We start from the raw sequence: 19,264 nt of genomic DNA on the forward strand, positions 1-19,264 counted from the left end.
GGGGATTTTATGACAGATATTACCCAGATGCAGCGGGACATCCTTTACCAGTCGGATTGGATTCTGCATTCGAGGATTGAAATTTTGAACCGGAATTTCAAGATCATCCACTATGTCGAGGGAAATTTACTTGACGACAGCTTTTCGGTGGACGCGGACTCGGATATGCGCAGGACCTACAACGCCACCCTGGCCGTCACGGACGCCTCCTTTTTATTGGGGCCGGACAGCTGGGTGTGGATCGACACCTATGTGCGGCCTTACGTGGGGATCGAACATCTGAGAACCGGGGAAATCGTCTGGACCCTGATGGGTACATTTTCCGTGCAGAGCGCTTCCTACAGCGACGACGGCAGCTATACCCTGAGCATCGACTGCGAGGACCTGGTCACCACATTAAATGGGGACCGGGGCGGCCATTTCGAGGGGCTGAATACCAAAATCGAGGCCGGGACGGAGGCGTACAAGGCCATCGCCGGAACCTTAAAGGAGGCCGGTATCGCCAAATATATCATCCAGGACGTCGGGTTTGAAATTCCGTATGATCTTGAATTTTCCGCAAATGTGACGGCTTATGAGATACTGGATGAAATTCGGAATCTGTATGCGGGATATGAAATGGGATTTGACGTTTACGGAACCTTTTTCCTGCGAAAGATTCCCCAGCGGTTTGAGGACAATGTGATTCTCGATTACGGGCAGCTGCGGCCGCTGGTTCTCAGCGAGAGCCGTTCCACCGGGCTGTCCGGGATTTACAACCACGTTCAGGTCTGGGGACAGGTGATCGACGCGGACCGGTATGCGGGCGCTTCCACGCTCTCCGGCGCGGTCTACGGCATTTCCCTGGATGGAATCTCGTCCTTGGGGGATGTGGACAATTTTGAGAAAATCGCGTTTAGGATAAGTGTCACGAACCCGATAAATGCCAAGGTATCCATCAATGGATTATCCGCGCTGCCGGTTGTGGACGACGCCGGAGTCCCGCTGGCCCCCGGGACGCTGCCGGTTGGGGTGGACGGCGTGTTTAAATACCGCCGCCGGGAGCAGGCGTTTTATTATCTGGGACAATACCAGGTGTTCGGGGAGGCGTATGACGAGAACCCCGACAGTCCGTTTACCATAACGCGGCTGGGGCGGGAGCTGCTCTACGTGTTTGAGGGGGATGATTATGATTCCATCTACAGCAACGATCTGGCCGGGCAGAGGGCCCGCTATGAGATTTATAACCACACGGTGCTCTCCAGCTCTCTTGATCTGGATCTCGTTGCGGTGCCGTGGCTGGACGTCAACCAGAAGATTTCCTATGTGTTACAGGGCGAAGGGGAGGAAAAACAGTATATCATCAAGTCCATTTCCGGGAGCACCACCGAAGCAACCATGTCAATCAGCTGCGTCTCATTTTATCCGGCGTACCAGTACAAAATTTAAAAGGAGTATCGTATGTCACAAACCTATACAGATTTGACTGAAACTATGTTTCCCGATTCCATGGATCAATGGGATCGATACCTGGACCCGACGATCCAGACCATTTCACTGATCACGCAATATCAGAATTTCTACAATCAGGGCAAGTTCGAGGAAGCTAACGGGGTGATTGAAAATAATCCGATTCTGAAACGGATCATCGTCAACGCCAGCACGATGAACAAAACCCTGGATGCCATCATGGCGCTGCAGCGGTTTTATTTCAGCGATTTCCAGGCGTATTTGCAAAATATTATCCAGCTCAAGGGCGAGTACGCTTCCACTGTGAAGTATCCCAAGTATTCCGTGGTCACGTATATTGTCCACGACAATACGGAGGCGTTTTTGTGCCTGTCGGGCAACTGCCCCATCGGCACGCCGCCAACGAACACGAATTTCTGGACACCCTGGACCGCGCGGGGCGAGAAGGGCGATTCCGGCACCGGGCTGACGCCAAGGGGGACCTACAGCATTACGAAGGACTATTATGTCAATGATATGGTTTCCTACAACAATGTCTGGTGGTACGCCACAAGGGACAATGTGGAGGTGACGCCCTCGGAGTCGGACCGCACCTGGGTGGCGCTGCTTAAATTCAGCGCCGATCTGCTCACCTTCGACAATCATGAGACCACGCTTCGGTCCAGCACCTTTCAGAATGCGCTGGCGGAGCTGGCAAAACGCGGGGAGCATGTGACGCCGGTGACGCTGACCGCGGCCGGATGGAGCGAAACGCTTCCCTATGAGCAGACGGTGGATGTGCCGGGCGGATCGGCTGAGCTTTCGCCGATTATGGTGAGTATGCTGCCGGACGGGGCGGAGCTGGCTGCGCAGAAGGCGTATAACAAGGCGTTTGGGATTCTCTCTTCGGGCACCGCTTTTTTGAATGACGGGAGCGCGACGTTTAAAGTTTATAAAAAGCCCACGGTTGATATTACGGTTGGGCTGAAAGGAGTGTAAGAGTGAAAAATAAAGTGGATTTTTGGGCGCACTTATATAAGGGTTCATAAAACCCCTGATTTTGCGATTGTTTGACAATAGAATAAAGATTAGTTATCGTTGCGCTTCACTAACTTAGAACTATCGTAACCAAGACTTTCAAGATAGGCAAAAACATTGTTTTCATTCAGAACAACACGCTCTACATGGTTTTGAGGCTTCATCAATTCCTCATAGTCAGCAGGGGTAAAAGGTTTCTTTTCCGAGACCATATGGTAAATACAGACCATCATCATTCTTGCGATGGCAATGATTGCTTTCTTATGGCCACGACGCTTTTTGATTCGCCCATATTTGATTGCAAAATAAGGCTGCTTTTTGTTTTTGATTGCGGCAAGGGCACACTGTACCATCATCGGTTTCAAGTAAGCGCCTGCTTTGGCAATTCGGACAGATTTTTTCTTACCTGCGGATTCATTGTTGGAAGGAGAAAGTCCACACCAGGAACAGAGATGTTTGGCATCATCAAAAATGTTCATGTCAACGCCTGTTTCTGCGAGAACAATGGTGGAACTTAACTCTGTCATGCCGGGCATGGTGCTGACAAATTCCACAAACTCATAATAAGGTTTGATACGGACATAGAGTTCCACTTCGGTCTGGGTAATCATACCGTCAAGATATTCCAGATGGCCAAGGGCCAGTTCCAGTTTTTTTGCCTGGTCTGTTTCAATGTTGCAGCCTCTGATTGCTTCGATGATTTCATCAGACTTGGCTTTGGCCCCTTTTTTTATCAGTTTTCGGACAGCCTTTTCGTCAATGGAATCAGCGGTATGCTCCAGCAGATAAGACATGATTTCGGTTGCTGTTTTGCCGAAAGGGTCAGAAAGCACGCTGGCAATGCCGACATTGGAAACGGTCATACAGTTCTGGATGCGGTTCTTCTCAGAGGATTTCATGCAGACCAGCTTAAAGCGGTATCTGGCAAGTTCCCGGAGCTGGCGGAAATCCTTGGGAGGGATAAAGGAACATCTGACAAGGTCAAATTTGTAGAGGTCGGCAATCCATTTTGAATCCTTTTTGTCCGTTTTCTTGCCTTTGATAGCTTTGACATATTTGGGATGTGTAAGGCAGACCTCTATGTCCTTTTCGAGATAATTAAAAATAGGAATCCAATACTTTCCTGTGGATTCCATACAAACGTGATAACAATTATTCTCGATAAGCCAGTTGTGAAACTTTTGAATATCCGAGTTGATGGTTGAAAAGGATTTTTGCCTGTATTCGGATACTCCGTCCCTGTTAGTGATTACGATGGTTGCAACGATAACATTTTTGTGGACGTCAAGCCCACAGCAGATGGGGTATTTTAACTTCATCATAAGTATCACCACCTTATAAAAAGGAATAGCAACAGTGACTGTCATCCTGTGACTGAATAAACATGGTTTATTACCAATGATAAGAGTCCGGGCTCAAAGTCCCACTTGTTTGTGCTTGAAAGGATGACGGCACATATAATGATACGGGGTCGGAATAAATTCGCCACTCCTCCTTCCGTGCTCTGTAGTGTATTGCTATTCCCTACAGGGATTATAAATCAAATAGTGGAGAGGTACAACATTTTTTCATAACTTGTTTGTGCCTTGAGCGAAGCGAAAGGAATGACAAAAATGATGGGAAATATTTATTTTGCAGGCGGAAGCGGCGGCGGGGTGGATCCGGATGATTGCACCGCTACCCCGGCACAGGTATTGGAAGGACATACGGCAGGAGTGAACGGGTATGACGACCCGGTTGAGGGAACCATGCCGTACCAGAAACAGGAAGGAACGTTAAATTGCGGACAGAGCTCGATCATTCTGCCCGGCTATCACGATGGAACCAGAAGCATCACGGCAAACAGCCTGGCAAGCCAGACCCCGGGTACCGCCTCTGCGGCGAATATTTATCCGGGGCAGACCGCCTGGGTCAATGGGAACAAGATTACAGGAACTATGGCCACGCAGGGCGGAGGTACATATACCGCGGGAACCGCAGATAAAACGGTGGTGGCCGCGAACCGGTTTGTGACGGGGAATGTCGTGGTGAAGGGGGATGCGAACCTGACGGCGGGGAATATTAAGAAGGGGGTTAAGATAATGGGTATTACGGGAACTAAAATATCAAACATTAAGTTACCTTTTATTCCCTCTTTTCTTAACGGAAAGGAGGCTTTTTTATGTCCGTGATAAATATGACAGGTACTGGTGCCGGAGGTATCGATCCGGATGAACTGACAGCTCATCAGAAAGATGTTGTTAAAGGAAAAATCGCAGGTGTTTCTGGTTTTGATGAACCTGTCGAGGGCACACTTGAGTTAACAGGAAATACAGATGAATCTGATGTGGTTTCTGGTAAGACATTTTATTCGGATAACCCTTACCTTCGAAAAACAGGTTCATTAAGCTTGACCGGAAATGCTCAGATTGGACATGTGTTGGCTGGCGAGACATTCTATACCAATAATTGTAAGACCAAGCTGACTGGAACCATGACGGTCAATAGTCTGCTGTCTTTTAGTGTTGCCGCCTATTCGGGACGCCGCGTATTGGCGAAATGGCAGAATCCGAATCAGGCGGCAGGGAAACCCTTCAGCGGTGTGATCATTCGATATTCTACCAGTGGATATCCCGGAGTGACTGGCGGGACACAGGTCTACAAGGGAGCTGGGAACAACACGGCAGCAGGAGGATGGTCACAGACATATCTTGACATGCCTGCGTTGAATACAACTTATTATTTTAGCTGCTACCCCTATATGATATGTAGCGCAGGGGAAAAAACTGGTACCGCGCTTAATGCAGTCGCAATTACGTCGGCAGTGATCAACATAACCTTTACATCATCAGGATCCTATACGATTTCCGCAGGGTATACAAAAGTGGATCTGTTTGTGGTTGGCGGAGGAGGAAAGGCTTGGTCTGGAAATACTGGGGCGTATGGAGTTGGTGGGGCCGGAAGTGGAAGAACCGCAACTAAAATAGGACTGGCTATATCTGTAGGTCAGAAAGCGACAATTACAATAGGCGCTGGTGGAACGACAGCTAGCAATAAAGTAGCCTCTGGCGGAACTACATCTGTTGTATTTCCTAATTTAACGTTAAGTGCGTTAGGGGGAGATTCCCAAAATTTTAGCGAAAGCTATACAAGCGGAGGTGGAGGTGGCTCAGGCGGTGGCGGTGCATCCTATTACAGGTATGGTCACCAATATGACCCGGGGGGAGTTGGAGGAACGAATGGTGGAAATGGTGCAAATGTAACTGGTAATTATGCAACCACTTTAGGTGGAAAAGGTCAGGGTACAACTACACGGGCATTTGGATCATCTTCAGGTACACTCTATGCTGGAGGCGGAGGTGGTTCGGGCGGCTGTAGTGGGGCCTATAGTTATACTTTTAGTAATGGAGGGGCTGGAGGAGCCGGTGGCGGAGGTCGTGGTGGAAACGGTGCAGGATACAACCATCGGGGTGAAAATGGCGTAGCAGGTGCAGCCAATACCGGTGGCGGAGGAGGTGGCGGTGGCTCAGGTGATGGTGGGAGAGGCGATGGAGGTAACGGGGGATCAGGCATTGCGCTGATAAAATTATATTAAGGAGGCATGAAAGATGGCAGAAATAAGCTATGCATACATACAAGTGGACAGTGACGGTGCTGTGCAGAACATTGCAATGTTCGAGAACTACGAGGACGCGAATCGAATCACCCGAGCGGTATATGGAGACCAGGCATTTGCGGCGGAATACCGCTATGCGGTAAGGCCGGGTGGAGTCGACCGCTTTCATAGTGGCCGGTTCTGGCACATGAACGAAGACGGGACAGAGACAGAGGCCGAGTACATCCCGACTGAACAGGACAAGATCAATGCGTTACAGAAGGAAAACGCGCAGTTGAAAGCCGAGAGCAATGACCTTACCCTAGCAATGGCTGAAGTGATTGGAGGTGACGGATATGTTGAGTAATATCCAGAAGAATATTATCATCCGGGCATTGAGAATCCGGCAGCAAAACGGGGAAAATCCAGAAGAAGCTATTAAAGATTATTATCGGCTATCATCAGAAGAACAGATTGAAGTGTTACATGAAGTAAAACAATAAGCCAATTTTTTTCAAGAGGCTAATCATTTGAAAAATAAGCGCTATTAATTCTTATAAAATAATCATAATCATAACTAGTATCATGTCTAGCAACTTTAAAATACATAGTAGTCCCATTAAGATTGCTTACATTAAAAGTGTGATTGTCTGTATATTCGCGATTAGATGCTCCATATACACTCAGGTACACACTTGAATAAGTCCCAACTTCCGTGGTATTGGATAAACCTATGGAACCAGCTTTAGAATAACTATTGGGAATATTGACGGTATAACTGAATTTTATGTAATTAGCTCCATTTGGAATAGCAATTTGGACATAAGCGCCTTTGTTTCCATACCCATTTGCCATAATTGGCAAACCGTTTATTACTTGAGTGGCATTTGTTGTAGCTGATACATTGTAGGAATTTCCCCATCCAAGTGCATTAACATATGATGTACATGTAAAATAATATGTTGTTCCCAGAGCCAATCCGCTAATAATGACTTCATTCCAGTTTTTTGCTGCTGTATTACTACCGGTTCCAGTATAGACACGGGAACCGCCCGTAGCTCCGGGATAGCCGCCCGTGCTCATTTGAATAAACACGCCTTCCCAAGGACCAATAGAAGGGTTCTGCCAACTGATTCGAATTTGCGTTGCAGAAACGGCGGCTGCACTAAAATTTATTGCGCTCTGAATGCTCAATGTTCCCCATATTAGCTGACCATTCACCCAAGCGGAATATCCACTCCTGATTTGTGCAGCTGTTGCTGTGGCGGATGTTTGAGCAGATAAACTTTTCGCAGTGACTCTTCCATTACCTGAGTGTCGACCAGCAGGGATCGAAACAGAAGCTCCCGCAGCTAAATCTCCAGAATTCCAACTACCACGATCTGGCATAGTTCCGATTCCAATCTCGTCATTACTATCAGCTGTTACTGCTTTTAAACCAGCAGGAATATCACTTAGTTTGGCTGTACATTCATCAGAACCAGCGCTTCCTGAACCAGCGCCTTGTATACAAATTACTGACATAAAAATTCCTCCTTTACAATCATCGATAGGAGGAATTTTTTCGCTTCAGTATAGTATTTTTTAGTACCTGTAATACCCAAAAAAAAAAGTGATGACGTATTAACTAAGCCAGATACGAAATATATATCCTGTCCAGCTTGCAATACCAGATGTGTCGTTATAATCTGTATAAAGTCCCTGTAGTACAATCCTAAGCCCTTGAGTATTATAGTTCACGTTGCCTATGTCGAGTGATATTGTATATTCGACATTTGTTGTCGATGGCAATTTTGATTTTTCTGTATAACCTATTTCGTCTTTTGAAGTTGTCCCACCATTTTTGTACACAGAGAGAGAAATCTTTTGCCACGTTGATATTGTTCCCCATGAAATCACTTTGAATAATACGTTTATTTTATTATATGGTGTTAAGTTATAAGATTTAGTTGTGTTTACACTCAACGCGCTTCTTTTTGTCACCATTATTCCACCACTTTCAAATGTAGCTGAAGAATTCGGAGATGTCCATGCTGCGATATTATTCCCTCTCAAATATAAATCTGTGGGGCTAGGAACCCATCCTTCCCATGTTCCTGTAATACCCAAAAAAAAAATTTTTAGTGATAGTATTAATTAGTTAAACCATATTCGATAGATATAAACCGTCGCACTTACGGAACAAATATGAATATATTTATTCGCATTAATCGCAGATATATTGAGTCGAGCTGTAAAATTTTGATTCTCTTTTATGAGGGTAGTAGCATGAGTCACTTCAGCATTTTGTCCAAAATCGCCATTTTCAGTATTAATATATATTGAAATGTCAGTACCTCTCAAAGAATACCCTTCACACCCTATACCATTATATCCGGTCAAATTATGTGTTGTGCTTGTTGCAAGGTAACCACTCATTCCACTAAAATTTGCGGTTATTTGACCACTCTCAAAAACTAAATTAAATTGCGCATTTTTCCAGCTTTTACCAACTTTCCATAGTTTTTTCCTCTTAAATATAAATCAGTCTCCATAGGAACGTATCCCTCCCACGTTCCCGTAATACCCAAAAAAAAAAGAACGCTCCCTCTCTCCCCTATACCTACATAATCCCACTCCCCACCCCTCTTTCAATTATATCCCACCCCATCCCCTTCTACAACCCCCGTTTATTTCAAACCTTCACCCCCTCCCATCAACCCCTCCGCCCCCATCCCCACTCCCCCCACCACACTCACCCAAAAGGACTCTCAACTATGGACAATGCACACGCAAAAGGAAAAGCCCTCTTCTGGGGCGACTATTTCCAGTACACACCTACCGGCGTAAGCCTCGCCAGGAAAGCCGGTCGCTATATCACCGATGGATCAAAGGTCCGGCGAGGCGATCTGGCCTTCTTCTACTACGACTCTCTCGGCCGGGTCGGTCATGTTCTGGCCGCTTATGTTGTCTCGGTAAATCATTCCCTGGAAACCATCCACATCAAATCAATCGAAGGAAACACCTCCGGAGCCGCCTATGAGCGCGCCGGCGGCATGGTGGCGGCAAAAGAATACACCATCTGTTTCAACGAAATTGGCGGAAGGAACAAATGGAACGGTTTTGCCCGCCCGATGTACGGGGATGACACCTATACTGCCGATGAGTTGATCGAAGTTTTGGAAGCAGAGATCGGCTACATTGAAAAAAAATCCAACAGCCAGCTGGACAACAAAACGGCCAATGCCGGAAATAACAATTATACAAAATATGGAAAATGGTATGGCTGCAACGGCGTTGCCTGGTGCGCGCAATTCCAGTCCTGGTGCGGCTATATGGCCTGCAAAAGACATATGGAGCGCTCCAAAACCGGTTGGGAACGTCAGACGGACGGATCATGGCGCTATCGCGTAAACGGAGTTCCGGTTAAAAACGCCTGGAAGGAAATCAATACCGTTTCCGGTTTGCAGTGGTTCGTTTTCTCCGGAGACGGAACCATGATCACCGGCTGGTTTGGAAACGAGGCTGGCGACTGGTACTACCTGAATCCCGACGACGGGGCCATGCTGGCAGCCCAATGGTTCGAAGTGAATGGAAAATGGTATTACGCCACAAAGTCCGGCCAGACCGCAAAAAATACCTATGTAAAATCCACCGCTCCGGACCTGTACTGCTGGGTTGGGGCCGACGGATCCTGGGAGCCACAGCGGGATACCAAAACACCCGATCTGATGGAGTACGAGCTGGCCGAATAACGTGAAAGGTATTTTGTAATGGACACACTGACCGCTTTGACTGACTTATATACGGTATGGGGCAATATCGACAAATGGCTGTTGATTACCTGTTTTATACTGGGCTTTAATCTCCTCAGGATCATCGCCCGACACCTGCACAAAGCAGGCTTGTACAGCTTCCATTTTTTAGAAAAATACCGTGATTATATGAATCGCCGGGAACACAATCAAAAGAACATCGAGATGATTGACGAACTAAAATCTGAAATCAGAAAATGCAACGACAAGATGAACGTGATTTCCACTATGATGGTTGAACTTAAAACAATCATCGAGCAAAATGACAAAAAGAACAGCGCTGAACACATGGAAATGGAACGCCAGCGCAATAACGCCCGCAGAGAAAATCTAAAGCAGGAGCTTTATGCCGCCTACTACAAATACAGAGACCGGGCCGAGCGCGAAGGGAAACGGGAACTGTCGTCTGTGGAGTACGAAGGCTTTTGGTCGATGTTCCATGAGTATGAATCGCCGCCTTTAAACGGCAATGGACAGGTACATTCGGTTATCGAGGTATATATGAGAGGATTTGCCGAAAATCCAAGCCGGGAATCATGACCACCCGTCAAACGGGTGGTTTGCTCGCCCCTATAAGGGGCAGTTACCGGCCAGAGCCTAAAGACGCTGGCTTTTACTACGTTCAAGCCACTATGCCCTTGACTCGTTGCCGCCCTTTAAAGGGCGTTCGTATTACCGGCTACCCCTTAAAGGGGTCCTCATACTCCTTTACACTCAGCTTATCCATTGCTATATCATATTTCTCCTGCTCCTGAATGTACTTCCTAATCGTTGCCTCATTTAGGCCTACTGTACTGACATAATAACCTTCTGCCCAAAAGTGGCGATTTCCGTACTTATACTTTAAATTTGCATGCTTATCGAAAATCATCAGCGCACTCTTTCCCTTTAAGTATCCCATAAAGCTGGATACACTGTATTTCGGCGGAATACTGACCAGCATATGGATATGATCCGGCATTAAGTGACCCTCTAATATTTCTACTCCTTTGTATCCACACAATGTCTTTAATATATCTCATATACTTTCTTTATATTGATTATAAATCACTTTTCGTCTATACTTAGGAGTGAACACTATGTGGTATTTGCACATCCACTTTGTATGTGCCATATCATGATTCTTGCGTGCCATTAAAATCACCTTTCCTTTCTTAGATAGTAGCTTGAACAACTCTATTCTAACGGAAAGGTGATTTTTGTGCTATAAGCACTTGCTGCACCACCCGCGAAGCAGGTGGTTTTCTGTTTCGCACGTCTCCGTTCCTGGCCTCAGGAACTCCAACGCACTCAACTGGCTAAAGCCATAATAAAAATGGGGACATTTCGTCCCCATTTTTTTACGCCGCTACCACGTCACCACCCGGTCAATCAACGCCCGCTGTTCGCCGGACGATTTTGTCAGATATATTTTCGTGGTCTCAATACTGTCATGGCCCATCAAATCGGCCAACAGCGATATGTCGTTAAACCGGCTAAGAAAATTCAGGGCGAAACGATGCCGGAAGGAGTGGGGGTAAACTGTTTCCTCCGGTATTTTGTATTTTACCGCAAAACGCTTCAGCTGCATCCGGATTCCCCTTGGCGTGATCTGCTGCCCTCTCCGGTTGCAGAAGATGTATCCGCTGTTTATATTCTGGCTGTTCAGCCATTCCAGCGTCTCCTCACAGAGTGCAGCCGGGAAAAATATCCTTCGGACTTTTCTCCCCTTTGAACATAAATCCATACATCCCTGCACCACATGTTCCGCTTTGATTTTGGTCAGTTCACTCACCCGCACTCCGGTTGCCCCCAGAAATCTGACGATAAAATACCATTTCAGATTATGGTCCTTTTTAAGCCGTCTTTTTAACTTTTCGAAATCCTTTTTGGAGATAACTTTATCCAGATAGTTGCCACTTTGATGCCGGACAGAGGACAGCCTGTAGCCCTCGCAACCGGTTTCCGGCTGTTCTGATTCTTCCAGGAATTTCAGGTAGCGGTTCAGTCCGTAAACACGGGCGTTCACCGTGTTCACCGCGTAATGCTCCAACAGATACGCTTTGTAAGTCAGCAGATGATCAACCGTCACCTCATCGTACTGCGAATAAAATAATTCAACGCTTTTACAGTATGAACAAACCGTCTCTTTGCTGGCTCCCTGGCGGGCCAGGCTGTCCGCAAATGTATTGGCTGTGGATTTCATTTTCATCACCAATTCACCACCTTATTGACGATTTGGTACTGTTCGTTACTGCTTCTCCTCAGATAGATTCTGGTGGTTTCCAGGTTTTCATGACCTAAAAGGTTGGACAGCAGCGTGATATCCCCGCATGCCTCCAAAAATGTTTTCGCAAAATAATGCCGGAACGAGTGCGGATACATCCGCTCCGGATCGATCTGGTACAGGCCTGAGAATACTTTTAATTGTCTGCGGACCGCGGACGTGCTCATGGGATCGCCCAGATTGTTTAAAAAGAGCCTGCCGTGGTCCCTTCTCTCCTCTTCCAGCCAGCCAAGCAGCTCTGTTCGCAGGGTCTTGGGAATATAGATTCTGCGGACCTTATCGCCTTTGGAATGGATGTCTTTGTACCCGAGTCTGACATCCGCAACCAGGACTCCCACCAGCTCGCTGACCCGGACTCCCGTCGCCGCCATAAACCGGATTGCGTAATAATAATTATAGATCTCGTCCTCTTTTAACCGGCGTTTCAGGTATTCGTAATCCGCCTGGCTGATCACCCGGTCCAACTGCATCCGGCGCGTTACTTTGATTGTTTTCGACATCAGATCGATTTCCAGGAACTTAAAATAATTATTCAACGCCCGAATACTGATATTGACGGTCTGGGGACTGTAGTGATCGATCAGCTTTGCCCGGTATAACTGTAGATTTTCAGCAGTGATTTTTCGGTGCTGTTTGAAATACTGCCTCACGGCATGCAAATAGGACCGGACTGTATTGTCCGATAAATTTTTCCGGTACAGGTATTCCTGATACTGTTCCAAATCCCTGTACAATTTACTTCGTTTGTCTACGTTTGACGGAATACAATTTTTCATTTAGCGGCCTCCTGTGTTTTGATTCTATTAAGTAAGAATACACCAGAAAGTCCGCCAAATGTTTATCTTTTTCGTCCGTAAATTTAAGAAACAGGAGCAGAGAGCCAATGAACTCTCCGCCCTGTTCACAACCAGGCCGCTCCTTGACCTGCTTTTTATGCATTTATTTCAAAAGATCCATCAAATCATTGAGCGTATACGCTCTGCCCTTCTCGTCCTCCACCTGATACCGCTCCTGGCGCTCTTTCCTGGAAAAGAATACGATCAGATCCTCCAGACTGTTGACCGAACGGTCCCCGATCACACACTTTCGCCAGAATACACCGGCGTGGTTGACCGTAACCAGAGGGGTCTTATAAGTAGTCTCACTTAAGGGGACGCAGGAATAGCCGCACAGATGATCCTCGGCGATCTCCTCGGCCAGATCCTTGTTGACGATTCTGCCGCCGGTTTCCTGGCAGTAGCCGTACAGTTTTTTGATAAATTCCGGGAAGAGCTCATCCTCCCAGAACTTCTGGAATGCTTCGTATTCCGCTTTTATATGTTTATCCGCAATATAATAATCGACAGCCATTCTATCCTCCACAAATCTCCGGCCGGGATCACCCTCGGCCGTCTCCGGACTCCTTGACGCGTTCAGCACAAATGTTGTATAAAGATTCATTTGCTGCTATTATATCATAGATTGCGGATTTTTTGTGACTTTTATTTCCCATCAAAATGAACGCAGCAGCCCGATCACCTTTCCCTGTATCTCCACCTGGTCCACAATGATGGGCTGCATAGCATCATTTTCCGGCTGAAGGCGGTAGTGGCCGTTCTCCTTAAAGAAGCGCTTTACGGTGGCGGAGTCCTCCACTAGGGCCACCACGATATCGCCATTCTCAGCGGTATCGCATTGCTCCACGATGATCTTGTCGCCGTGGTATATCCCGGCGTTGATCATACTGTCGCCTTTCACCCGGAGCATGAAGACAGACCCGCCGCACCCTCGGTGGAGGGCTCCGGCCGGAAAGGAGACGTAATCGTCAATATTCTGATCTGCCAGCAGAGGCAAACCGGCGGCCACGGTTCCCACTATGGGAATCCTCAACAGGTCGCTCTCCTGATCGGCAGCGCTCTCCATCAGCTCGATGGTGCGCGGTTTTAACGGGTTCCGCCGGATATATCCCTTGCGCTCCAGGGTGTTCAGATGCGCGTGCACGCTGGACGTGGAGGTCAGGCCCACCGCCAGGCAGATCTCACGCACGGTCGGACAGTATCCCTTCTCACGCATAGCCGCTTTCACGTAATCGTACACTTCGCTCTGTTTGGGGGTGAGATTATCATTCATCCGCAGCTCCTCCTGTGATCCGAACATTTGTTCTTGAATTATTTTTATCATATCATGAACGTATGTTCGTGTCAACAACAAGTTGCCGGGACGCTTCCTCCAGCAATGAAGCCCGCTCATTGTGAAGGCGGCCGTCCTCCACCATAGCGGCCAATCGCCGGAGGGCTTCTCCCAGTCCCCGCCCCGGCGTATAACCGATTTTAATCAAATCGGCGCCGGACACCGCAAGATCCCGCACCCGAAAGTGCGTATCTTCCGCCGCCACCTCCTCCAAAATGGAGGCGTAGCGGCTGATCTTTTCGGTCCGTTCCCGGATCAGCTGTGGATTCTGCCCGCAGATGTCGCACCGCCGGACTTCCAGCAGCCGTCTCATCTGTTCCGGGCCCAGACGGTTTAACCACCGCCTCATGCTTCTGTGGCTTTCCTTAAAGTCCACATCGTGGTATTTCACCAGCTCTGTGATCTTCGCCCGGGTTTCTACGTCGAATCCCAGCCTGCCTAATACCTGGTCCGTGATATTTGCGGAGACGGCTCCATGGCCGTAAAAATGGCCGGTTCCATCCCCGTCCTCCGTGTAACAATACGGCTTGCCGATATCGTGAAACAGTACGGCGAACCGCACGATCTCATCGCAACCCGCCGCTTCCAGCGCTGCCAGGGTGTGCTGCCACACATCGTGAACGTGATACCGGTTGTTCTGCTGAAACCCAACCATGGGAATCAGCTCCGGCAAAATGGTCAAAAGGAGCTCCTGAGTCTGCCGTACCAGCCTGGCCAGTCCATGCCCACAGCCCGAAAAAATCTGCCGCAGTTCGCAGCCCACGTAGTCCGCAGGCACTGCCACCAGCGTTTCCCGATGCTCGATTGCCGCCCGCAGCAGCCGCGCATCCGGCTGAAATCCCAGCAAAGCCGCTGTGCGCACGGCTCTGAGAATGGCCTGTCCGTTTCCCGCAAAATACCGGTTCGGATCGCCCACACAGCAAATTGTTCCGTTCTCCAAATCCGCGCGGCCCAGAAAGGGATCCACTAGGCCGTCCTTCAGGCTGTACGCCATGGCGTTCACCGTAAAATCCCGTCCTCCCAGCTCCTCCTCCAGACAGCGCATAAAATCACACTCCCCTTCCGGGCGGCCACCTGAAAGGGAAACGATTTCACAAGAATAATGCCGGCTTTTCAGCCCCACCGCCCCGCCTTGGGCGCTGATGGAAAACTTTCCCAGTCCCGCGCCGGCAAACAGTCCTGCGATCTCCCCGGGAAGCGCCAAGGAAAGGATCTCCCAAATCTCCGGAACGTCGCCCAGAAGCCAGTCCCGCACGCAGGCCCCGGCCAGATACGCCCGGTGCCCGGAGTCCTCCAGCCGTCTCAGAACCGGCTCCACCGGAAGGGGAAACTCAATTTCCAATCTCACCTCTGACCACCCTCTCGTTCACACTGGCCACGAAATCGCGGATTTCCTCCTCGTCCGGCTGCTCCGGCAGGGAGGTGTTCTCGCCTGCGTATTCGAGGCGCCGCTCATACTCGTCCACCATCTCGAAAAATTCCGGGATAGGCTGTCCTGCCCCGTCCAGGTATTTTCCGGCGCGGATTTCCATCAATAGGTCGTGCTCCTTCTCCCGGTAGGTCACGATCCGCTCCTGTTCCAGGATATCCAGACACATCATGTACAGGCGGATCAGGTGCATCATGTGCTTGCCCAGCTTCCCGTGGCCGATGGCGTTCTGGTTGCGCTTGCCGGTCCTGGCGTAGGACCTGACCACACTCTGCATCTCCGACCACAGGCCCGCGTAATCCCGCAGGGGATAGTGCCTCAGCGTAATGTCCATAAATATTTCCGATTCCAGCTCCTCACAGACCGCCCGGTCGGTATAGAGCCTGACAGCGTCCTCCGGCATGGGGAAATACCGCGCCTTCCAGTCATAACACGCGTGCTCGATGGTTTTTAAAATATGCTGTTCGTTCTCAGCCTGCCCCACCAGGCGCGCGGACTTGTTCTCCAGCCTGCGAAGCTGCTGGTTGGCGTAACCGCCGAAGGTATACACCGCCCGTTTGGACAAAAACATGTGGGCCTTGTCCAACAGCTCCCGCCCCGCCTCCGACAGATACAGATAGTGCTCCGGCCTGTTTCCAAGCAGCTCAATGGTATTGGGGTTGCAGCCGGAAAGCAGGCCGATCAGCTTGTTGAAGGAATAGATGACGGTGTCGGTCTGTTCGTCGGATACCTGCTCAAATTTCTCCCCGGTGAGTATTTCCCGCTTGCGGTTTAAGGCGCAGCCCCGGATGTCCAGGTCGCTGGTGTCTGTGCTGGTTCCGTAGGCGTGGCTGCCTCCCAGGGTGAGGATCATGATATTTTCGCCCAGATGCCCGTCGGTTCCCAGGAAATCGTAATCCGGCCCTTTCAGTGTTTCTTTGATCTGATCCAATGTCACGGTTTGTCCCTCCTTATGGCCTGCGGACACAAAGGCCCGTTTTATTTTCCCTCTGCGCCAAAGACCGAGGCCTCCTTGATATCCAGCTTTTTACACCAGGCCCTCAGCTTCCCCTCGTCGTAATGGGACAGTTTGAAATCGTCCAGAGTGTAATCCAGCTCAATGTCCGTCTTGATGGTGGCCAGCTCCTTGGAAAGCAGGGCCGCAGCCTCCCCGCACAGCTCCCCCTGCTCCCCGGTTTTCGTCAGGGCCTTGTAGGGGGAACGGCTGATCCCCAGGTTCTGTTTCCAGAAATCCTGAAGCTCCTTCAGAGACTTTTTGTCCCGCTCCGCCTCGCGCACAGCGGCATAAACCGCCTCTACGGTGCCGTACTCGTTCAGCAGCAGGGGCGCCGCGCTGGCCACGCCCTTCACACCGGGAATGTTGTCCGAGCTGTCGCCCTGAATCCCCTTTAAATCCGTGATCTGACAGGGCCGGACGCCCTCCTCGGCAAAAACATGCTCCGCGGTAAATTCAAAGGTTTTCTCCGGCAGGTTGATGCTCTTTTTATCCAGACCGTAGGGCGCGTAGTATTTCTCGTAGAGCTCGTCGGCCTTCTCCTGCCGCGCCTGCACCATCCAGGCCCGGACGTTGTGCTCATCGTCCACCAGCTGCAGGTAGTCGTGGTCCTTGGTCATCACCACCATGGGAATCTGATCCCGGAACTTCATCACCAGGCTGCCCGCATAGTCGTCCGCCTCGTACCGGTCGCTGTAGAGCACCTTGAAGCCCACGTCCGCAAGAATCTGCTCCAACAGCACAAACTGCTGCTTTAACGGCTCCGGCGTGGACGTTCTGGTGCCCTTATAATCGGGGTAGAGCTCCCGGCGGAAGGTATCCCTCGTCTTGTCAAACACAAAGGCCACATGGTCCGGCTGCTGTCGCTTCACCAGGGACGCCACGGCCTTTAAAACGCCGAAAATGCCGTTGGTGTAGGTTCCGTCCGCTGCGTGCAGAATCTTATCGTAGTGCCGCATTTTCTCCTCATCGGTCTTGGCAAACAGGATTTCCCGCGGCAGCACCGCGTAGTAACAGGTTGACAGAAGGGACGATCCGTCCACAATCACAAATTTTCGAACTGACATATCTGATCCATCTCTTTTCTTTTAATTTAACCGGGAGCTTCGTTCCCGCGGCATTTGGCGTGGTCAAACGTATTTGTGGTACACCTGGTACCAGCCGGGCGTCTCCCCGTAATGTTCCAAAAGCACCGGCTCCGCCCGCTCCTGCAAAAACATGGTCTGCGCTCTCAGATTTTCAAGATTCATCCGGCATTCCTCCTGACTCTGAGGGCTGAGTCCATCCACCCGCAGCAGCTGTCTGTCAAAATTGATCCCGGACACTTCCAGAATAAAGGTGTGGCGGTGCCAGATATGGCCTCCATAATCAATACTGATCCGGTACACATAGCCATGTCCGCTCTTCATTTGCGCCTTAAAGCAAAAATTCCTGGAATCCAGAAACTCAAATCCAGTGCCCTTAAATGCGCGGTTAAACGCCTGCTTTACTGAACAGCCCTTCTTAGTGGGGCTGAGGTTTCTGCTAAACTGGGGCGGCAGTGTCAACGCCTTAAGTTCCTGATTCAGCCGCTCCAACTCCCGGTCTGCGCGCTGCCCGCAAAGCTGCGCCTCCTCCAGCTCCTCCACCGCAAGCGCTTCCACATACCGGCTATCCGTAAGCGTCCCCATCTGCTTCTGAAAAAGCTCCTCCAGTCCTGTAAAAGGAATCGAAAGGTTCCCTTGCCGGTCCACCTCCAGGCGCAGTACGACCCGGAAAAAGGACACTCCGGCGTTTCGGGTGATTACCACCATATTCTCAAAATAATTGCCCGGGTACCCTGGAGCCTCGCGGGAAAAACAAGCTGATTCCGCCGTGCTCCCGGAGTCTGCTGTCGCTCCGGCTTGCGCGGCACAATGCACGTTCAGCCCCACCGCGAGCTCCCGGGGACACAGGGCGTTTGTCAGCTTCTGCATAAACAACACCATCTCCTCAGAGCCCGGCTGACCCTCCGGCCCCCCAAACTCCGAAAGATTGGTAAACAGACGGACTTTTTCGGACTCTCCCGGCTCCCCAGCACGCACAACCTCGTACGCCTTCAGCCAGGGAAAGAAACCTACGAGACGCCCGGCATGCGCCTCGGCCTCCGCCGGGTCTGAAAACGGCCATTCCGGCTGCATATAGAAACGGATTTTGCTGTAAGAGAGCCCCGCCTGTTCCAGAAGCCCGCCCACCGTCTCCAGGGAATCCTTGTATTTCATATCCTGCCTCACCTTCTGAATCCGTTCTGACCCAACGTAACAGTTCTGCGGATGCGCCCTGCGTAACGTCCAGGCGCCAAACAGATACAAATACTTTTCCGGACAGTTATCAACATTCTACCATATCCGCCGCCGGTTTTACAGCCCAACCTAATGTCCAGCGGTGAAAAATAAAATCTATCATCTCCTCAAGGTTCCCGGCTGTCGGTTCTATCTTCGTGACTCATTGGAATTTACACCTTTTAACTGGTTCTACCCAACAAAAAGAGGCTGCCTTTGCTAAATTAAACAGCAAAGAACAACCTCTTTTTTTCCATTATCTTTAACCTATC

The 19,264-nt window shown here is 49.7% G+C and carries 19 protein-coding genes and 1 pseudogene; 8 read left to right on the forward strand and 12 right to left on the reverse strand.

From position 1 onward, the window contains the following. Window positions 1–9: 9 nt before the first annotated feature. Both ACK2JC_RS01855 and ACK2JC_RS01860 read left to right on the forward strand, forming a co-directional pair. On the forward strand, window positions 10–1,428 hold the full coding sequence (locus ACK2JC_RS01855; RefSeq protein WP_320938220.1) for a DUF5048 domain-containing protein: 1,419 nt from the start codon (window positions 10–12) through the stop codon (window positions 1,426–1,428). Between the two features lie 12 nt (window positions 1,429–1,440). Further along, window positions 1,441–2,427 (forward strand): hypothetical protein, encoded by a 987-nt coding sequence (locus ACK2JC_RS01860; RefSeq protein ID WP_227169305.1) that lies wholly within the window; start codon window positions 1,441–1,443, stop codon window positions 2,425–2,427. Window positions 2,428–2,516: 89 nt separating this feature from the next. On the opposite strand, the gene ACK2JC_RS01865 is transcribed toward ACK2JC_RS01860, so the two are convergent. Continuing rightward, window positions 2,517–3,788: an IS110 family transposase gene (locus ACK2JC_RS01865; protein ID WP_022512864.1), complete on the reverse strand. Its 1,272-nt coding sequence runs from the start codon at window positions 3,786–3,788 to the stop codon at window positions 2,517–2,519. Window positions 3,789–4,079: 291 nt separating this feature from the next. On the opposite strand from ACK2JC_RS01865, the gene ACK2JC_RS01870 reads away from it, so the two are divergent. Genes ACK2JC_RS01870 through ACK2JC_RS01885 form a run of 4 tightly spaced genes read left to right on the forward strand, consistent with a single transcriptional unit; the run spans window position 4,080 to window position 6,543 of the window. Next, the gene (locus tag ACK2JC_RS01870) at window positions 4,080–4,637 is read left to right on the forward strand and encodes a hypothetical protein (protein WP_368272668.1); all 558 of its coding nucleotides are present in this window, start codon (window positions 4,080–4,082) and stop codon (window positions 4,635–4,637) included. Further along, window positions 4,628–6,040 carry a glycine-rich domain-containing protein gene (locus ACK2JC_RS01875; protein ID WP_411338405.1) on the forward strand — a complete coding sequence of 471 codons (1,413 nt, stop codon included), beginning with the start codon at window positions 4,628–4,630 and terminating at the stop codon, window positions 6,038–6,040. Before ACK2JC_RS01870 ends, ACK2JC_RS01875 begins: the two co-directional genes overlap by 10 nt. Window positions 6,041–6,053: 13 nt before the next feature. Continuing rightward, window positions 6,054–6,407 (forward strand): hypothetical protein, encoded by a 354-nt coding sequence (locus ACK2JC_RS01880; protein WP_368272666.1) that lies wholly within the window; start codon window positions 6,054–6,056, stop codon window positions 6,405–6,407. Then, window positions 6,397–6,543: a hypothetical protein gene (locus ACK2JC_RS01885; RefSeq protein ID WP_368272665.1), complete on the forward strand. Its 147-nt coding sequence runs from the start codon at window positions 6,397–6,399 to the stop codon at window positions 6,541–6,543. Before ACK2JC_RS01880 ends, ACK2JC_RS01885 begins: the two co-directional genes overlap by 11 nt. 19 nt (window positions 6,544–6,562) lie before the next feature. Here ACK2JC_RS01885 and ACK2JC_RS01890 read toward each other — a convergent pair whose 3' ends face one another. Both ACK2JC_RS01890 and ACK2JC_RS01895 read right to left on the reverse strand, forming a co-directional pair. Further along, window positions 6,563–7,564 (reverse strand): fibronectin type III domain-containing protein, encoded by a 1,002-nt coding sequence (locus ACK2JC_RS01890; protein WP_368272664.1) that lies wholly within the window; start codon window positions 7,562–7,564, stop codon window positions 6,563–6,565. Window positions 7,565–7,663: 99 nt separating this feature from the next. Beyond that, entirely contained in the window at window positions 7,664–8,149 is a 486-nt protein-coding gene (locus tag ACK2JC_RS01895) for a hypothetical protein (protein WP_368272663.1), read from the reverse strand. Between the two features lie 647 nt (window positions 8,150–8,796). On the opposite strand from ACK2JC_RS01895, the gene ACK2JC_RS01900 reads away from it, so the two are divergent. Both ACK2JC_RS01900 and ACK2JC_RS01905 read left to right on the forward strand, forming a co-directional pair. Beyond that, window positions 8,797–9,774 carry a CHAP domain-containing protein gene (locus ACK2JC_RS01900; RefSeq protein WP_320936012.1) on the forward strand — a complete coding sequence of 326 codons (978 nt, stop codon included), beginning with the start codon at window positions 8,797–8,799 and terminating at the stop codon, window positions 9,772–9,774. A gap of 18 nt (window positions 9,775–9,792) precedes the next feature. Further along, window positions 9,793–10,374 carry a hypothetical protein gene (locus ACK2JC_RS01905; RefSeq protein ID WP_320936013.1) on the forward strand — a complete coding sequence of 194 codons (582 nt, stop codon included), beginning with the start codon at window positions 9,793–9,795 and terminating at the stop codon, window positions 10,372–10,374. 139 nt (window positions 10,375–10,513) lie between these two features. Here ACK2JC_RS01905 and tnpA read toward each other — a convergent pair. The 9 genes and pseudogenes from tnpA to ACK2JC_RS01950 all read right to left on the reverse strand — a co-directional run bounded on the left by tnpA (window position 10,514) and on the right by ACK2JC_RS01950 (window position 18,932). Then, window positions 10,514–10,969 (reverse strand): annotated as a pseudogene (tnpA, locus tag ACK2JC_RS01910) (IS200/IS605 family transposase). A gap of 213 nt (window positions 10,970–11,182) precedes the next feature. After that, window positions 11,183–12,025, reverse strand: a complete 843-nt coding sequence (locus ACK2JC_RS01915; protein ID WP_320936030.1) for a tyrosine-type recombinase/integrase — start codon at window positions 12,023–12,025, stop codon at window positions 11,183–11,185. Beyond that, window positions 12,025–12,876 carry a tyrosine-type recombinase/integrase gene (locus tag ACK2JC_RS01920; protein ID WP_166445665.1) on the reverse strand — a complete coding sequence of 284 codons (852 nt, stop codon included), beginning with the start codon at window positions 12,874–12,876 and terminating at the stop codon, window positions 12,025–12,027. The genes ACK2JC_RS01915 and ACK2JC_RS01920 overlap by 1 nt, the downstream gene beginning before the upstream one ends. A 163-nt stretch (window positions 12,877–13,039) precedes the next feature. Continuing rightward, the gene (locus ACK2JC_RS01925; RefSeq protein WP_320936014.1) at window positions 13,040–13,450 is read right to left on the reverse strand and encodes a hypothetical protein; all 411 of its coding nucleotides are present in this window, start codon (window positions 13,448–13,450) and stop codon (window positions 13,040–13,042) included. Between the two features lie 141 nt (window positions 13,451–13,591). Next, window positions 13,592–14,209, reverse strand: coding sequence for a transcriptional repressor LexA (lexA, locus tag ACK2JC_RS01930; protein WP_320936015.1), 618 nt, complete (start codon window positions 14,207–14,209; stop codon window positions 13,592–13,594). 52 nt (window positions 14,210–14,261) lie between these two features. Beyond that, window positions 14,262–15,617: an HD domain-containing protein gene (locus tag ACK2JC_RS01935; RefSeq protein WP_320936016.1), complete on the reverse strand. Its 1,356-nt coding sequence runs from the start codon at window positions 15,615–15,617 to the stop codon at window positions 14,262–14,264. Then, window positions 15,601–16,635, reverse strand: coding sequence for a DNA polymerase beta superfamily protein (locus ACK2JC_RS01940; protein WP_092370943.1), 1,035 nt, complete (start codon window positions 16,633–16,635; stop codon window positions 15,601–15,603). The genes ACK2JC_RS01935 and ACK2JC_RS01940 overlap by 17 nt, the downstream gene beginning before the upstream one ends. A 41-nt stretch (window positions 16,636–16,676) precedes the next feature. Continuing rightward, window positions 16,677–17,759, reverse strand: coding sequence for a 5'-3' exonuclease H3TH domain-containing protein (locus ACK2JC_RS01945; protein ID WP_320936017.1), 1,083 nt, complete (start codon window positions 17,757–17,759; stop codon window positions 16,677–16,679). 63 nt (window positions 17,760–17,822) lie between these two features. Continuing rightward, complete coding sequence (locus tag ACK2JC_RS01950) at window positions 17,823–18,932, reverse strand: hypothetical protein (protein WP_320936018.1); 1,110 nt, start codon at window positions 18,930–18,932, stop codon at window positions 17,823–17,825. Between the last annotated feature and the right edge of the window lie 332 nt (window positions 18,933–19,264).

The sequence above is a fragment of the Enterocloster lavalensis genome, assembly GCF_046603895.1.
In the GTDB taxonomy this organism is placed as follows: domain Bacteria; phylum Bacillota; class Clostridia; order Lachnospirales; family Lachnospiraceae; genus Enterocloster; species Enterocloster lavalensis.

Excerpts from the sequence above, each read along its gene's own strand:
- ACK2JC_RS01885 (WP_368272665.1), top strand. The coding sequence starts at position 6,397 with ATGTTGAGTAATATCCAGAAGAATATTATCATCCGGGCATTGAGAATC.
- ACK2JC_RS01855 (WP_320938220.1), top strand. The coding sequence starts at position 10 with ATGACAGATATTACCCAGATGCAGCGGGACATCCTTTACCAGTCGGAT.
- ACK2JC_RS01860 (WP_227169305.1), top strand. The coding sequence starts at position 1,441 with ATGTCACAAACCTATACAGATTTGACTGAAACTATGTTTCCCGATTCC.
- ACK2JC_RS01875 (WP_411338405.1), top strand. The coding sequence starts at position 4,628 with ATGTCCGTGATAAATATGACAGGTACTGGTGCCGGAGGTATCGATCCG.
- ACK2JC_RS01945 (WP_320936017.1), bottom strand. The coding sequence starts at position 17,759 with ATGTCAGTTCGAAAATTTGTGATTGTGGACGGATCGTCCCTTCTGTCA.
- ACK2JC_RS01925 (WP_320936014.1), bottom strand. The coding sequence starts at position 13,450 with ATGGCTGTCGATTATTATATTGCGGATAAACATATAAAAGCGGAATAC.
- ACK2JC_RS01900 (WP_320936012.1), top strand. The coding sequence starts at position 8,797 with ATGGACAATGCACACGCAAAAGGAAAAGCCCTCTTCTGGGGCGACTAT.
- ACK2JC_RS01905 (WP_320936013.1), top strand. The coding sequence starts at position 9,793 with ATGGACACACTGACCGCTTTGACTGACTTATATACGGTATGGGGCAAT.
- ACK2JC_RS01920 (WP_166445665.1), bottom strand. The coding sequence starts at position 12,876 with ATGAAAAATTGTATTCCGTCAAACGTAGACAAACGAAGTAAATTGTAC.
- lexA (WP_320936015.1), bottom strand. The coding sequence starts at position 14,209 with ATGAATGATAATCTCACCCCCAAACAGAGCGAAGTGTACGATTACGTG.
- ACK2JC_RS01870 (WP_368272668.1), top strand. The coding sequence starts at position 4,080 with ATGATGGGAAATATTTATTTTGCAGGCGGAAGCGGCGGCGGGGTGGAT.
- ACK2JC_RS01865 (WP_022512864.1), bottom strand. The coding sequence starts at position 3,788 with ATGATGAAGTTAAAATACCCCATCTGCTGTGGGCTTGACGTCCACAAA.
- ACK2JC_RS01890 (WP_368272664.1), bottom strand. The coding sequence starts at position 7,564 with ATGTCAGTAATTTGTATACAAGGCGCTGGTTCAGGAAGCGCTGGTTCT.
- ACK2JC_RS01950 (WP_320936018.1), bottom strand. The coding sequence starts at position 18,932 with ATGAAATACAAGGATTCCCTGGAGACGGTGGGCGGGCTTCTGGAACAG.
- ACK2JC_RS01915 (WP_320936030.1), bottom strand. The coding sequence starts at position 12,025 with ATGAAAATGAAATCCACAGCCAATACATTTGCGGACAGCCTGGCCCGC.
- ACK2JC_RS01880 (WP_368272666.1), top strand. The coding sequence starts at position 6,054 with ATGGCAGAAATAAGCTATGCATACATACAAGTGGACAGTGACGGTGCT.